At 43.0% G+C, this 14405-nt stretch carries 10 protein-coding genes; 3 read left to right on the top strand and 7 right to left on the bottom strand.

Features of this window, described 5'->3' with window-relative positions:
- Window positions 1-173 precede the first annotated feature (173 nt).
- The 6 genes from G563_RS0132805 to G563_RS0132830 all read right to left on the bottom strand — a co-directional run bounded on the left by G563_RS0132805 (window position 174) and on the right by G563_RS0132830 (window position 6962).
- Complete coding sequence (locus tag G563_RS0132805) at window positions 174-1433, bottom strand: hypothetical protein (RefSeq protein WP_028669063.1); 1260 nt, start codon at window positions 1431-1433, stop codon at window positions 174-176.
- Window positions 1434-1644: 211 nt separating this feature from the next.
- Window positions 1645-2229, bottom strand: a complete 585-nt coding sequence (locus tag G563_RS0132810; protein ID WP_028669064.1) for a Uma2 family endonuclease — start codon at window positions 2227-2229, stop codon at window positions 1645-1647.
- 75 nt (window positions 2230-2304) lie between these two features.
- Window positions 2305-4497 (bottom strand): S9 family peptidase, encoded by a 2193-nt coding sequence (locus tag G563_RS0132815; protein WP_028669065.1) that lies wholly within the window; start codon window positions 4495-4497, stop codon window positions 2305-2307.
- A 79-nt stretch (window positions 4498-4576) separates the two neighbouring features.
- Entirely contained in the window at window positions 4577-4795 is a 219-nt protein-coding gene (locus tag G563_RS39285) for a DUF6364 family protein (RefSeq protein WP_028669066.1), read from the bottom strand.
- A gap of 66 nt (window positions 4796-4861) precedes the next feature.
- Window positions 4862-5644 carry a M48 family metalloprotease gene (locus tag G563_RS0132825; RefSeq protein WP_028669067.1) on the bottom strand — a complete coding sequence of 261 codons (783 nt, stop codon included), beginning with the start codon at window positions 5642-5644 and terminating at the stop codon, window positions 4862-4864.
- Between the two features lie 79 nt (window positions 5645-5723).
- Window positions 5724-6962, bottom strand: coding sequence for a NupC/NupG family nucleoside CNT transporter (locus G563_RS0132830; protein WP_028669068.1), 1239 nt, complete (start codon window positions 6960-6962; stop codon window positions 5724-5726).
- A 455-nt stretch (window positions 6963-7417) separates the two neighbouring features.
- Here G563_RS0132830 and topA point away from each other — a divergent pair, with 455 nt between their 5' ends.
- From topA to G563_RS0132855, 3 genes are all read left to right on the top strand, one after another.
- Complete coding sequence (topA, locus tag G563_RS0132840) at window positions 7418-9880, top strand: type I DNA topoisomerase (protein WP_028669069.1); 2463 nt, start codon at window positions 7418-7420, stop codon at window positions 9878-9880.
- Between the two features lie 305 nt (window positions 9881-10185).
- On the top strand, window positions 10186-11043 hold the full coding sequence (locus tag G563_RS0132850; protein ID WP_028669070.1) for a dienelactone hydrolase family protein: 858 nt from the start codon (window positions 10186-10188) through the stop codon (window positions 11041-11043).
- Between the two features lie 131 nt (window positions 11044-11174).
- Window positions 11175-11501, top strand: coding sequence for a DMT family transporter (locus G563_RS0132855; RefSeq protein WP_028669071.1), 327 nt, complete (start codon window positions 11175-11177; stop codon window positions 11499-11501).
- Window positions 11502-11591: 90 nt separating this feature from the next.
- Here the strand turns inward: G563_RS0132855 and G563_RS36525 are convergent, their stop codons facing one another.
- Window positions 11592-14264 (bottom strand): TonB-dependent receptor domain-containing protein, encoded by a 2673-nt coding sequence (locus G563_RS36525; protein WP_037328851.1) that lies wholly within the window; start codon window positions 14262-14264, stop codon window positions 11592-11594.
- Between the last annotated feature and the right edge of the window lie 141 nt (window positions 14265-14405).

Consider the following 14405-nt stretch of genomic DNA (forward strand, 5'->3'; position numbering starts at 1 on the left):
AATGTATAGCTCCTACGGAGCAAAGCACTTTTTATCGTATTCCTTTTGCTACCAATTTGTAGCCCCTACGGGGCAAATGAACCACTCTTGCTTTTGCGGTGCTTTACTTCCTTTTCCTACCAATTTGTAGCCCCTACGGGGCAAAATCTGTACTACATTGTTTAAACCTTGTACTATGTTTTCCGTTTCTTTTTCTTGGCCGACGGAAACAATACATTGTTGAGAATCAGGCGGTAGCCCGGAGAATGCGGATGAAGATTCAAATCGGTAGGCATCCGATGAAAGCCACGTTGCCCTTCTGGGTCGTGACCACCGTAGAAAGTAAACTGCCCTCTTCCTACTTCTCCGTAAATATAACGGTCGGAAGATTTGCTCTGTCCCATGACCAATACGCTTGGTTTGACCGTTTTTTTGTTGAAAGCCGTAGTTTGCCCAAAAAACTCTTTAATTTGAGAAGTATGATTTTGAACCAACATCGCAGGAATCACATCCCATTTGGCCGAAAAATCAAAAAGTGAGAAAAAACCCGAACCTTCGTCGCCCCAACCATGTCCTGCCGAAGAATTGATATTCGAAAACGACATTCCACCACGATATTCGTCGTCGTTGAGTTCAAGTTTAAAGTTTTCAAAGGCCAACGTTTTACTAAAATCTAGTTTTGATTGCGCTTGCGGGTCGATACCGTCACCGTCAAAAACCGAACCTACAATATCAATCCCTTCCGCCGCCAACGCGACATCAAACGACTCGGCCCCCGAACACATCGCAAACAAATACCCACCGCCCGCGCAAAAGCCTTTGATAGTGCGGGCAACGTCGAGCTTGAGGTGAGAGACTTTTTTGTAGCCAAATTTCTTGGCGATGTTTTCTTGTGCCTGAATATCGTCGAGCGTCATGCGACGGCGATTGCGTCCAAACTGCCCCGTAAAATCTTCGTGGTGCAGGTGAAGCCAGTCATATTTGGCCAAGTCTCCTTTTAGGATTTCTTCATCATATACGATTTCGAAGGGAATTTCGGCGTATTTCAGTACCAATAGTACCGCATCCGTGTCTTCAAAGGTAGCATTGCTTATCTTGATAGGGCTATAGACCACGATTTTGGCTGCTTTCTGCAATTTGACCACATCCATATTTACATCGGGATGCGTGATTGATTTGACCAAGGAGTTGACTGTAGCATCCGAAATGACCTCATAAGACACCCCACGCAAGCGGCATTCTCTTTCGATATTGGAAGTATATTTGGTCATAAAGCTCCCCCCTCGGTAATTGAGCAACCACTCCACTTCAAGGTCTGCTTTCAAAACCCAATACGCCACACCATACGCTTTGAGATGATTAGACTGTTTGTCGTCCATCGGAATCAAAATAGAATTGGCGAGCGTTTTGCCAACCATCGCACACATCAACAGGAAAAGACACCAAGCTTTCATTGCGTTTTTTTAGGGTTAGGCACTGATTCACCAACCAAAATGAAGCAGGAATGTTTAAAAATCAACGGGTGGATTTCTAAATCAAAACCATTGAAATTGTAGCACTTATGATCTTTTCCTAAGCACTTTGGCGGGGTGCTGATATAGCTAAACAAAATTAGCAGGAAAATTCAAAAAAGCAAGAGAGAAGAAACTTGTTCTTTTTGTATTTTTAAAATTCAAACAACGAAAAATCAACTCCATAATAAATATCAGACAGCTGAATTTCAACATTTACCGAACGTAAGGTTATAATCGAGGAGAGGTCAGTAAATGTTCTGAATTCCCATTTATTCCATTCATTCCTAGAAAAGACTTCTACTAACGGAAAACGTTGTTCTATCAAAACATATTCTTTAAAAGATTCAATCATTCGATAGCGCATAAACTTTTCTCCCCGGTCGTAAGCCTCTGTCTCCTTCGACAAAACCTCTATAATCAGCACGGGGTTATTAGCAGCATTTTTTAGTTCTTCAAACGATTCTATTTTACCACATACTACCGATACATCTGGATATACATATTTATTTCGTGAAGTAGCAATACGCAAGTCACTATTGTAAACAAAACAAGACTTTCCTTTCAACGAAAGATTGAGCGACGCTCCTACATTATTAGCAATTAAGCTATGAGTAGGCGTTCCTCCAGCCATTGCATAAACTTCCCCGTTGTGGTATTCGTATTTAGTATGTGTTTCTTTTTCTAAAGCTAAATACTCTTCTATTGTCAATCGATGTTGGAATCCAAGTTGCTCCATAGTGATGTAGGTTTATGCAAATATAAAAAATCCCGAACGCTTTTGGGCTGTTCGGGATTGATTGTTGAGAAAAGCCTATTTAGCACCGGGGGGGCAATGTTCTTTTAAGTATTTGGTAAAAAGCGTATGCAAATGCCGTGAGGTTCCTTCTCCTTCATAAATCCCGTGCGAGCGGTTGGGATAAGGCATAAACTGAAACTGTTTATTATATTTAACAAGCTCATTGACAAGCTTTTCAGCATTTTGATAATGCACATTATCATCGCCCGTACCATGAATATAAAGGAGATTTTGGGTAGGGCGTAAATTCTTAGCGTGACTAATGGGCGAGCCAGCCACAAAATCTTCGCGGTTTTCTTGCGGAATGCCCATGTATCTCTCTTGATAGATATTGTCATAGCTGAGTTGGTCGGCTACGGCTGCTACCGAAATCCCCGTTTTAAACAAATCAGGGTATTGAAAAAGTAAATTGAGCGTAGAAGACCCACCGCCACTCCAGCCGTGAACCGCTACGCGGCTTGTGTCAATAAATGCGTTTTGGGCAAATATAGCCTTCGCCCCCATCGCCAAATCACGAATATTGACAATTCCAATTTTACGATAAATAGCCTTACGCCACGCCCGTCCACGGGGTGAAGGCGTACCGCGATTGTCAACAGAAGCGTAGATATATCCGTCTTTGGCCATATCTCCCACGTACAATCCATTGCGTCCGGTGCCCCAGCTGTCTTTGACGGTAGAGCCTGCGGGTTCGCCATAGACAGTAAATACAATGGGGTATTTTTTAGAAGGGTCAAAATCCGCCGGCTTTACCATCCAGCCGTCTAACTCAATACCGTCTTCGGTTTTAACTTTAAAAAATTCGACTTTTTTGGGAGTGGAAGCCGCCGCTGCCAATTTCTTAGAAATATCGTCCGATTCTTTGAGAGCCTTATGCTCAGGCAGACGTATCCACTCACTCATAGGAGGGGTGTTGGCATTCGAAAACGAATGCGAAGCCCAGCGGCTATTGCCCGAAATATCGTAGCGGTGGGTTCCTATTTGGTCGGCAGGCGAAACGCGTTCGGTTTTACCACTTCCGTCCAAACTTACTTTATAAAGATACGTCTGCGTGGCGTTGTCGGGCGAAGCAGTGAAGAAAATGACGTTGTTGGCTTCATCCACCGATACCACCGACATCACATCGTAGTTACCCACGGTAAGGCATTTTTCGGTTTTACCATCGCGCGAAATCCGATAGATATGCCGCCAACCGTCTTTTTCACTCAACCACAAAAACTCTTTTTTACTATTAATCCAATCCCAGCCTTCTGGCGAGTCGCTCCAAGAGTAGCTACTTTTGGTTTCGACCCAAGCATCATCTTTATCTACGTAGATAGGCGTGATTTTGCCCGTTTTGATGTCGGCATAAAAGATTGTTGATTCATTTTGTTTACGGTTGAGATGCTGCATAATCAACTCATCCGCATTGGCCCATTCCATGCGTGGCACGTAGGTATTGCCAGGGTCGCCCAAGGTACTCATCCACTTAGTTGGCCCTCCTGCCGCACTTACTACGCCTATGCGATAAGGCGAAGGTCGTTCACCCACTTTGGGATACTCCACTGGTACATTGAAAGCATAAGTAGAATCGGTGTTGTTGATCATCAAAAAGTTCCGAATCTTGGTAGCATCGATTTGCCAATAAGCGATGTTTTTACTGTCGGGGCTCCACCGGAAGCCGTCACGGCAATCAAACTCTTCTTCATACACCCAATCAAACGTACCATTGATGAGGCGAGTGGTGCCGTCTTTGGTGAGGGCGGTTATTTTTCCGGTAACTAGGTCTTCGGCGTATACGTTACGCTCGCTTACATAAGCTACTTTTTTGCCATCGGGCGAAAATTTCGCAAACATCAACGATGATACAGGACGGCCTTTTCCCAATTGAGTCAAGGTATTTTTGTCGAGGTCAAGTACCCAATAATCCCCTCGCGTATCGTAGCGCCATACGCGAGCGGTATTGGTATAAATCAAGATTTTTTGACCATCTTGCGAAAACGCATAACTTCTAATAGCAAGGGGTTCCGCTTGCCCTTTGGGGGTCAGCTGCTGCGCTGATACCAGCGTTTTCTTTTCTAGATTGGGCAGGCTATATTGCGCAATCTCTTTGTTTTCGAGTCGGATGTAGCCATTGCCATCCTTAGTCCACTGCACACCACGGTTAAACTGCGCCCACAGCGACAGCTGCGACAAAAACAAGGCAAAGACAAAAAGAGTTTGTTTCATGAAGTTTGGGTTCATTGTGAGTAAATTCGCCGTTTAGGGATTGATTTAAGTGCTAAAGCGAAATATTATGAAGCAACAGTTAGCTTATCTTCCTTCTCTCATTCTCAGAATCTTGGGGAAGGATTCCTGTCAAACTTTCTACAAGTGGACTTACAGTAGTTTCATTTTTCTCCCTTGCCATTAGTGAGTTCAAATAATTTTCTATCAGCTTCGAAAGGCTTGTATGATGACTCCTAGCATAATCCTTCGCACTTTCGATTACGCTTTTATCCAGATTTAAAGTCAGTTTAGTACTCATTTCAATGTTTTTTAGTAAAAATACAAAACGTTTGTATTCTCAAAGAATTTTACGACAGGCATCTTTCTACCGATACTTCGCCATTGCCTCTTTGATTTTCATGACTCGGTTTTCGGGGCTTGGGTGAGTACTTTGAAACTCCGCAGGGCGGTTAGGCCCTCCTGCTTGTGCCAAAATATCCATCACTTCTATCATCGCCTCAGGATTGCGGCCAGTAGCTACCATGTATTTTACACCAAAATCGTCTGATTCGAGTTCATCGTCACGACCATATTTTAGATTGACGAGGTTGGCCACATACTGCGCGATGTACGCACTTCCATTAGGAGAATTGGGATCAGACAAAGCCACCGAAGCCGCTCCCGCCAATCCTCCCAAAAGTTCTTGCTTGGCCATTTGCTCGGCAGAGTGTCGGCCTATCACGTGTCCAATCTCATGCCCAAGCACACCCGCCAATTGGTCTTCGCTTTTGAGACGTTTGAGCAAGCCCATCGTAATAAAAATCTGACCTCCCGGCACCGCAAAGGCGTTGATGGTTTCGGGGTCGGCCAATACATGAAAGTCAAATTGATAGGGCGAGTTTTTTACTTCCGTATTTTGTACAATTCCTTGTCCTACCTTCTTGACCAAAGCCTGTACTTTAGGATCTTGGTATAAACCGCCAAACTCGGCGGCCATTTGGGGGGCACTTTGCAAACCCAACGCCACCTCTTCTTGCGGAGTAAGGTTTACGTGTTGCTTTTCGCCCGTCACGGGATTCACCTGGGTTTTACTAAAATATCCAATCAGGGCCACGATTGCCATAATGATGCCAATCAATAATCGACCTCCAAAACGCGAACGTCCCATAATAGTAGAAAAATCCCCGCCCCGTCGAGGAAAATTTAATGTTTGAACTCCCTTTTCCGGGGAAAAGGTATATTTTGAATTATAAAAGCAAACCTGCCAAAGTAGCCGACATATAGGAGGCCAACGTACCACAAATCAACGCTTTAAAGCCAAGACGCGCCAAGTCGGAGCGACGATTGGGGGCCAATTCACTTATTCCGCCTACTTGGATAGCGATAGAACTAAAATTGGCAAAGCCACACAACGCAAAACTTGTGATAGCGATGGTTTTGGCATCAAGGGTATCTTTAATATGTACCAAATCAAGGTAAGCGACAAATTCGTTAATAACCATTTTGGTACCCATCAGCGCTCCCGCTACTTCTACGTCTTTGGAAGGGACACCCATCGCCCAAGCAAATACCGAAAACACCTTACCCAACAAGAAATTGAGGCTTAAGGTAGGGAAAGCAAACAAACCGCCGATTTTTCCCAAAAAGAAATCTAGCAACCCAATCAAAGCAATAAACCCAATGAGCATTGCAATCACATTGAAGCCTACCTTCAAGCCTTCGCTCGCTCCCGCAGCAATGGCATCAAGCAGATTGGCATGAGATTTTTTGATTTCCAATTTTACAACTCCCTTCGTTTCGGAGGTTTCGGTTTCGGGAAATACAATTTTTGAAATGACCAACGCCCCCGGAGCAGCCATCAAACTTGCCGCAATCAAATAAGGAGCTGGCACCCCCAATTTAATATAGGTAGCCATCACACCTCCTGCAATACACGCAAAACTACCCGTCATGGAAGCCAATAGCTCGGAATTAGTCATTCCTTTTAAATAAGGTTTAATCATAATTTGGGCTTCTACTTGCCCCACAAACGCACTCGCCACATTGGACAAAGCCTCGGCACCACTAACGCCCATGAGCCACTTCATGAGTCGCGCTAGTACCGCTACAATGCGCTGCATCAGGCCGATATGATAAAGGATATTGACCAATACTGCCACAAATATGATAGTAGGAACGATACTGAAGAAAAAAATGAAGTCATTGCCCGCACCAAAAGCTTTGTTGAGAATAGAAGGTTTGACCAAAGGACTAAAAACAAACTCCGCACCCTTATCAGAAAAACTCAGGATTTTTTGAACTCCTTGCCCCAACCAATTGAAGAGGGTTTGACCAATCGAAGTCTTGAGAATAAAAACCGCCAACCCAAATTGAAGGCCAAGCCCGACCCCTACGGTGCGGTAATTGATAGCTTTTCGGTTGTTGGAAAGTGCGTAGGCAAGGCCTAAAATCAGAATAATACCAATCAGTCCAGTAAAACGTTCCATGAAGTGTGTTAAATAGCGCTTAGTGTCGGTTAATAGTTGGTTAAATCAAGCGAGTAAAGATAGGAATGCTTTTGTTTTTTTGGTAATTCTCCTTCTTTTTTCCCAAAAAACGTTTGTCGTTGTCGGTCTTTATGGCCCACAAGCTGTCTGTTCTTAGCAAATTCAAAAAAATTAACCAGTCTGTCAAGATATTTTTAGCTTGCCAAAAGCAGAATAAAACAAATATCGCTCTTCAGTATACTACACTTGCACATAAAGCACTCATTATAAATCATTTAACAATATTATTATTCTTCTTAAATCTTCGTTCGTGTAGCGTTTCTTTTCTAAAATGTCCCCCCCAAAAAACGCCTTAATTTGTCCACTTTCTAACAGTTTTAAAAAAATGCACTTTGTTTTTTTGTATAATTCTCTCCTATATTTGACAGTAATTTATGGGACTAAATCAACCCACCATGTCGAAAAACTTAGTAATTGTAGAGTCGCCGGCCAAGGCCAAAACCATTGAAGGGTATCTCGGAAATGATTTCACAGTCAAATCAAGCTTCGGTCACGTCCGTGATTTGCCTGATAAGGACTTAGGCGTAGATGTTAAAAATGGATATGCTCCTGCTTACGAAATTTCGCCCGAAAAAACGAAGGTAGTCAATGAGTTAAAAAAAATAGCCAAGTCATCAGATGAGGTTTGGCTAGCTACTGACGACGACCGTGAGGGAGAAGCTATTTCGTGGCATTTGAAGGAAGCGTTGGGATTGTCAAACAATACCAAACGAATCGTATTTCGTGAAATCACGAAAGGTGCTTTACAAAAAGCGATTCAGAATCCACGCTCTATCGATATGGACTTGGTGAATGCTCAGCAAGCCCGGCGGGTGTTAGACCGTCTTGTTGGGTATGAACTATCACCGGTGCTTTGGCGCAAAATCAAAATAGGAAACAACAGTGCTTTGTCGGCAGGGCGAGTACAGTCAGTAGCGGTGCGCCTTATTGTAGAGCGTGAACGCGATATAGATACTCACGAATCTAAATCCTCTTATAAAGTAACAGCGCGTTTTGACCTCGAAGGCGGCAAAGTATTAGAAGCAGAATTGCCCAAAAACTTTGAAACTGAAACAGAAGCACGTGCTTTTTTAGAAAAATGTAAAGGAGCTACTTTCAGTATTCGAAATCTAGAAGTAAAACCCGGAAAGAAATCGCCTGCACCGCCTTTTACGACTTCTACGCTTCAGCAAGAAGCTTCTCGCAAGTTGAGCTTTTCGGTATCTCAAACCATGACCGTCGCCCAAAAGCTTTACGAAGCTGGGAAGATTTCGTACATGCGTACCGACTCCACCAATCTATCTGAAGAAGCGCTGCAAAAAGCAAAAGACCAGATTATCAACGAATACGGACAGAAATATCATTATCAACGAGTCTATAAAACCAAATCAGAATCGGCCCAAGAAGCTCACGAAGCCATTCGGCCTACCAATTTTGGAGAGCTTAAAGCCAGCAATGACCGTAATGAGCAGCGTCTGTATGAACTGATTTGGAAACGTGCCATTGCTTCCCAAATGTCTGACGCTCAGCTTGAGCGTACAATTGCCACTGTCGGGATTTCGACCACTAGCGAAGAACTCATAGCTCAAGGAGAAATCATCAAATTTGACGGATTTCTAAAAGTTTATTTGGAATCTAAAGACGACGAAGAAGAAGAAACCAAAGGAATGCTTCCTCCGCTTAAGATTGGACAATCATTATTGCTCAATCTTCTCAAAGCCACCCAAAAATTTTCCCGTCCCAAACCTCGTTTCACGGAAGCAAGTTTGGTCAAGCAACTAGAAGAGATGGGCATTGGGCGGCCTTCTACTTATGCCCCTACCCTCTCGACCATTATCAAGCGTGAATATGTAGTAAAGCAAGATAAAAAAGGACAAGAAAGAGAGTTTAAAGAACTGGTTCTGAAACAAAACGAAATCAAGGAAACCATAGGGAAAGAGAATTTTGGTGCTGAAAAAGCAAAATTATTTCCCACCAATACCGGTATGGTGGTAAATGATTTTCTGGTTGAGTTGTTTCCTGATGTAGTAGACTATTCGTTTACGGCCAATGTCGAAAAAGAATTTGACGAAATCGCAGAAGGAAAGCTTTCTTGGCAGCAGATGATTGATGGCTTCTATCAAGGCTTTCACCAAAAAATTGGTGAAGTAGAAGGTTCTAAAATTCTTAAAAAAGCAGAAGCAAGGGAGCTAGGACTCGACCCCAAATCGGGTAAGCCAGTTTCGGCTAGAATTGGGAAATTTGGGCCTTATGTCCAAATTGGCGAAGCCACCGAAGACAGCAAGCCCCAATATGCCAACCTCAAAAAAGGCCAACTCGTCGAAACCATTACCTTAGAAGAAGCTTTAGAGCTATTTGCCCTTCCACGAGAAGTTGGATTTTTTGAAGATAAATCTATGATCATTGGAGTTGGTAAATATGGCCCTTATGTCAAGCATGATGATAAATACTACTCGCTCGACCGCAACGACGACCCCTATACGGTTGAAGCCGAACGTTGTATAGAAATAATCCGTCTCAAGCGTGGCGACCTTGCCAATGAAGGTGAAGGCCTCGGCGAACTCGAAGGCAAACCTCTCACTACAGGTACAGGGCGATACGGACCGTATGTCAAACATGATGATAAATATTACTCTTTACCTAAAGGCAAAACCCTTCAAAGCCTGACGAGAGAAGAAGCATTAGAAATCATTCAGAAAAAACGAGAAGTCGAAAACAACAAAACGATCCGTGAGTTTCCCGAAAATCCAACGGTAAAAGTATTGAGAGGCCCTTATGGCCCTTATATTGCAGTAGGTAAGCGAAATATCAAGATTCCAAAAGATACCGATCCCACTACGCTTACTTTGGAAGATTGCTTGAAATTGGCAGGAAGCTAAGTTTTCAACATTTTCTTAAATACAAATTTCACAAAGCGTCGCTCGTCAAATACGGGCGACGCTTTGTTTTAACTTGCAAAGTCTTGAAATAATTTTCTGATAAAAATCAACGATTTAGTTTGCGTCAGAGACGCAGCATCATTTTTTACCCCAAACGATAGTTTGAGACCAGTTTTTATCGCTTTTTTTACCATAGGTACTACATTTTCAGTTCAAAATCTTAAACAAATCATCCACCTATTTTCTCGGAAAATAGTCGTAAATTAGTCCTTTCAAACCTATTTTTACTCCTAAACACTTAGCTCATGGATCAACGTATCATAAACCTTTTTGATGAATATACCCACAAGCCGCTTAAAAGGGAGGATTTTTTACAACGCCTCACTACGCTCACAGGTAGCACTACCGCAGCAATGGCAGTTTTGCCTTTGTTAGAAATTAACTATGCACATGCTACTACTGTCAAGCCTAATGATGAGCGTCTCGTTATCGAAAATATTACTTATCCCGGAGAAGATACCCAAATGAAAGGCTATTTGGCACGCCCTGCCGCTGCGGGCAAATATCCTGCCGTAGTAGTCATCCACGAAAATCGTGGTATCAATCCTCACATTGAAGATGTGACAAGGCGGGTAGCTTTAGCAGGTTTTATTGCCTTGGCACCCGACGCCCTATCGCCTTTTGGAGGAACGCCTGCCGACGCCGAACAAGTCCGTACTTATTTTGGTCAATTGGATGCCAAGAAAAACCTTAGCAATTTTGTCAAAGCTTTTGACTACCTGAAAGGTCGCAACGACTGTACTGGCAAAACAGGCTGTGTAGGTTTCTGCTGGGGTGGTGCCATGGCCAATCAGCTAGCAGTCAATGTACCTACTCTCAATGCCGCCGTGGCCTACTATGGACGCCAAGCCGAGGCTGCCGATGTACCCAAAATCAAAGCTAGTTTGATGCTGCATTATGGCGCATTAGACGAACGAGTCAACGCGGGGATTCCAGCCTATGAAGAAGCTCTCAAAAAAGCAGGTACTGATTATCAACTCTACATATACGAAGGGGCACAGCACGCTTTCAACAACGACACGGCTCCCACTCGCTACAACGAAGCCGTCGCCAAATTGGCGTGGGAACGAACGATAGGGCTTTTTAATAAAAAACTAAAATAAGGTATCTTTAAAAATATTTTTGTCCCTTCCATTATTTAGAGCTTTTTAAATAATGGAAGGGGCAACTTTTTTTTGCGCGTGTTTATCCCATTTTTTTGAATTCATTTTCTTTTATTATAAATTCCAAAAACATGAATTGGTTGATTTTGATTGTGGCAGGCTTGTTTGAAGTAGCTTTTACGACCTGCTTGAGTAAAGCCAAAGAAACCACTGGCAATACTGCCATAAGCTGGATGGTGGGTTTCTTTTTAAGCCTCATTATTAGTATGTATCTTCTTTACAAAGCCACGCAGGTTTTACCCATGGGAACAGCCTATGCCGTGTGGACAGGTATTGGTGCGGTAGGTACAGTATTGATAGGAATTTTGTTTTTCAAAGAATCCACTGATTTCTGGCGTTTGTTTTTCATTTTTACCCTTATCGGTTCCATTATTGGCCTAAAAGTAGTATCTCACTAACCAAGTTATCCCATAAAAAAGCCCTTCCAACGATGCTGGAAGGGACTTTTTTTTAACGGAGTGGATATAGGAAAAGCTATCTAATTTCGATTAGTTACCACGACGACCGCCGCCACTACCCTGAACACCTTGACCTCCTGCCGAGTCTCCACTATTATCACCACCTTGTTTGGAGTCATCGTTGTTTACACTTTTCTTACGTTGGAAGAAGTTGCCGTCGAAGCTCATTTTTCCAAAACGCTTGCGGAAAGTGATACGGAAACCACGGTTGTACATCAAATTGACCTGCTCTTGGGTAAATACATTGCCAGGGGTATTGCTTTCCAAGTTGGTACGCTGACGGAAGGCATTTTGTAAGAAGTTTTCAGCACCAAAGCCAAGGCTTGCTTGCTGTTTCTTGAATTCTTTCAAGATATTGAGACTATATCCCATAAAGCCACCTCTGGTACCTTGAAGTTGGATTTCGCGCGCTCGTCCAAAGCCAAACAATTGGGCACTCCAATCTTTGCCAAGCTGGTACTGAACTTGACCAAAGAGATTGAAAGTCCAGTTTTGATTGCTCACTCCCAATGCTGGGCTATTGAGTGTAATATACCGAACGTCTACGTTACCATTGATAGTAAGGGTACGAATGGGTTTCACCATCGCAAATACGTTAAACCCATAAGCGCTATTGCTACCGATGTTTTGGTAGGTCGTCAACAAAGTGTTATTGCTTATTACCACATTACCTACGCTTACACCTTGTGCTTGAGTAAGCTGATTAAACAATTCCTGTCCTCCTCTAAAACGTACAGTTTCAATGGAATTGGTAGTCAAACGAGTATAGACTGAAAAATTGAGGGTAGTAGTTTTGAAGAAAGTACTCAAATTCACTTCAAAGTTGTTGGTGTATTCTGGATCCAAATTTGGATTACCAAACGACACATTAAAAGGATCGCTTTGCGCAACGTTAGGATTCAAAAATTGCACCGAAGGGCGTTGGATACGGCGGTTGTAGCTAAAACGAATGGTCTTACCACCTTTTAGACTTTTTGATACTGTCACGCTTGGCACTAACGTACCAAAATTTGGCAAATTCACTTTAGGAGCATCTTGGTATTGAGCGCCAATTTGGGTGTATTCATAGCGAAGCCCAGGTTTGAAACCCCACTTATTGTTGGTTTGAAACAAGAAAGACAAATAACCCGCAAACACATTTTGATCATAACTAAAGATATTGGTACGTTGCGGATTAGCGATATAATTGCCTCGGCCTGTGCTGTCATAGTTGAAGCGAAAATCACTTTCGATATGGCGCAAAATCATCTTAGCACCCGTTTCGATTTGGGCGTATTTGCTCAAAGGATCTTGGTAGTCAATCTGCAAAGTACGCTCTTGCGTATAGCTCTTGTTGGGGTTGCTTTCACGATAAAAAATCTCTCCTGCCGAAGCACCTCTGTATTGGTCACGTGTGTAGCTATTATCACCCGTATTTTGACTTAATTGCGCCAACACACTAAACTCCTTGTTTTCTTTCTCAAATTTGCGGGTATAGTCAAAGTTGACATCTAAGTTATTCCCAATATTTTTGGTATCAATCTGATTACCAAATGTAGGCGTAGTCACCGTTCCAAAAATGCTGTACGATTGCTGCGTGTTTTCAAGATTGAACGCCCTACGGCTGTTACGCACACTCAAAGTAAAGTTATCTTTGGCAGTTGGCGAATAGTCAAGGCTTAGTTGCACATTACCAAAGCCTCCAAGTTGCTGTCCGTCGTTTTCTTGGCGCGTACGCAAAAAGTCACCCGAAGGAAGTTGACGACTGATATTGATATAACCACCAGTAGGCGGGTACATCATACGCCCACCACCGTTGATCGAAACACCCAGTTTTTTGGTACGAAGGTTCACATTCCCAAACAAATTGCTAGAACGGTTTCCCGCAGCCACGTCAATCGAGCCTGTAATTCCTTGTAGCGTATTTTTCTTGGTGATGATATTGATAATCCCCGCCGAACCTTCGGCATCATACTTGGCAGATGGAGATGTAATCACTTCAATCGTCTTGATTTGATCCGAAGGAATCATTTTCAAGGCATCTGCCACGCTGTTGGCTACAATGGTAGAAGGTTTACCATTGATAAGCACTCTGATGTTTTGGCTACCACGCATCGACACGTTTCCGTCTAGGTCAACCGACAACATCGGAACCTTACGCAATACATCTCCGGCATCGCCACCGGCATTAGAGATGTCTTTTTCGGCATTGTATACCAATCTATCTACTTTATCTTCAACGATAGGTTTTTCACCTACTACAGTTACTTCTGCCAAACTCCGAACATCTGGTGGGAGATTGATAGTCCCTAGATTTTGTTCTTTATTTCCTTTGCCTATGGTAAGCTTAGCGACTTCAAAGTTTTTGTAACCAATAAAACTCGCTACAAATTTAAATTCTCCATCAGGAACACCTTTGAGCAAAAAAGCACCCTTTACATCCGTAACCCCACCATCAATGGGCTTTCCTGATTTGATCTCAAAAAGAGCGACGGTAGCATACTCAACGGGCTTTCCGGTCAATGAATCGATAATAACCCCAGATACGCGGCCATTGCCACGAGGCAAATCAGGCATTTGCTGCTGTTGTTGTTCTTGGCCAAATCCTCGGTTTCCACCGCCTCCACGACCACCGCCTCCAAACCCTCCACCACCCGGGAATTGGGCTTGAAGCGAATAAGAAAAACCTAAAACGGCTGTTAAAATGTAAACAAACTTTTTCATTAGAATTATTTAAGTGAGTATGTTGTTCAGAAGGATTCTCTACTACTTATGACAAAATTTCAGGTACAAATGTTGCACCTAAAGAGTTAGGAATCGGAGAAAAACGACCAACTACAACGTAGACTCGACTAAACAGGGGAG

This window comes from Runella zeae DSM 19591, assembly GCF_000423565.1.
Lineage (GTDB): Bacteria > Bacteroidota > Bacteroidia > Cytophagales > Spirosomataceae > Runella > Runella zeae.

What these genes read in the sequence shown, in the direction of transcription:
- G563_RS0132805 (WP_028669063.1), bottom strand. Translation starts at nt 1,433, where the DNA reads ATGAAAGCTTGGTGTCTTTTCCTGTTGATGTGTGCGATGGTTGGCAAA.
- G563_RS36525 (WP_037328851.1), bottom strand. Translation starts at nt 14,264, where the DNA reads ATGAAAAAGTTTGTTTACATTTTAACAGCCGTTTTAGGTTTTTCTTAT.
- topA (WP_028669069.1), top strand. Translation starts at nt 7,418, where the DNA reads ATGTCGAAAAACTTAGTAATTGTAGAGTCGCCGGCCAAGGCCAAAACC.
- G563_RS0132810 (WP_028669064.1), bottom strand. Translation starts at nt 2,229, where the DNA reads ATGGAGCAACTTGGATTCCAACATCGATTGACAATAGAAGAGTATTTA.
- G563_RS0132825 (WP_028669067.1), bottom strand. Translation starts at nt 5,644, where the DNA reads ATGGGACGTTCGCGTTTTGGAGGTCGATTATTGATTGGCATCATTATG.
- G563_RS0132815 (WP_028669065.1), bottom strand. Translation starts at nt 4,497, where the DNA reads ATGAAACAAACTCTTTTTGTCTTTGCCTTGTTTTTGTCGCAGCTGTCG.
- G563_RS0132830 (WP_028669068.1), bottom strand. Translation starts at nt 6,962, where the DNA reads ATGGAACGTTTTACTGGACTGATTGGTATTATTCTGATTTTAGGCCTT.
- G563_RS39285 (WP_028669066.1), bottom strand. Translation starts at nt 4,795, where the DNA reads ATGAGTACTAAACTGACTTTAAATCTGGATAAAAGCGTAATCGAAAGT.
- G563_RS0132855 (WP_028669071.1), top strand. Translation starts at nt 11,175, where the DNA reads ATGAATTGGTTGATTTTGATTGTGGCAGGCTTGTTTGAAGTAGCTTTT.
- G563_RS0132850 (WP_028669070.1), top strand. Translation starts at nt 10,186, where the DNA reads ATGGATCAACGTATCATAAACCTTTTTGATGAATATACCCACAAGCCG.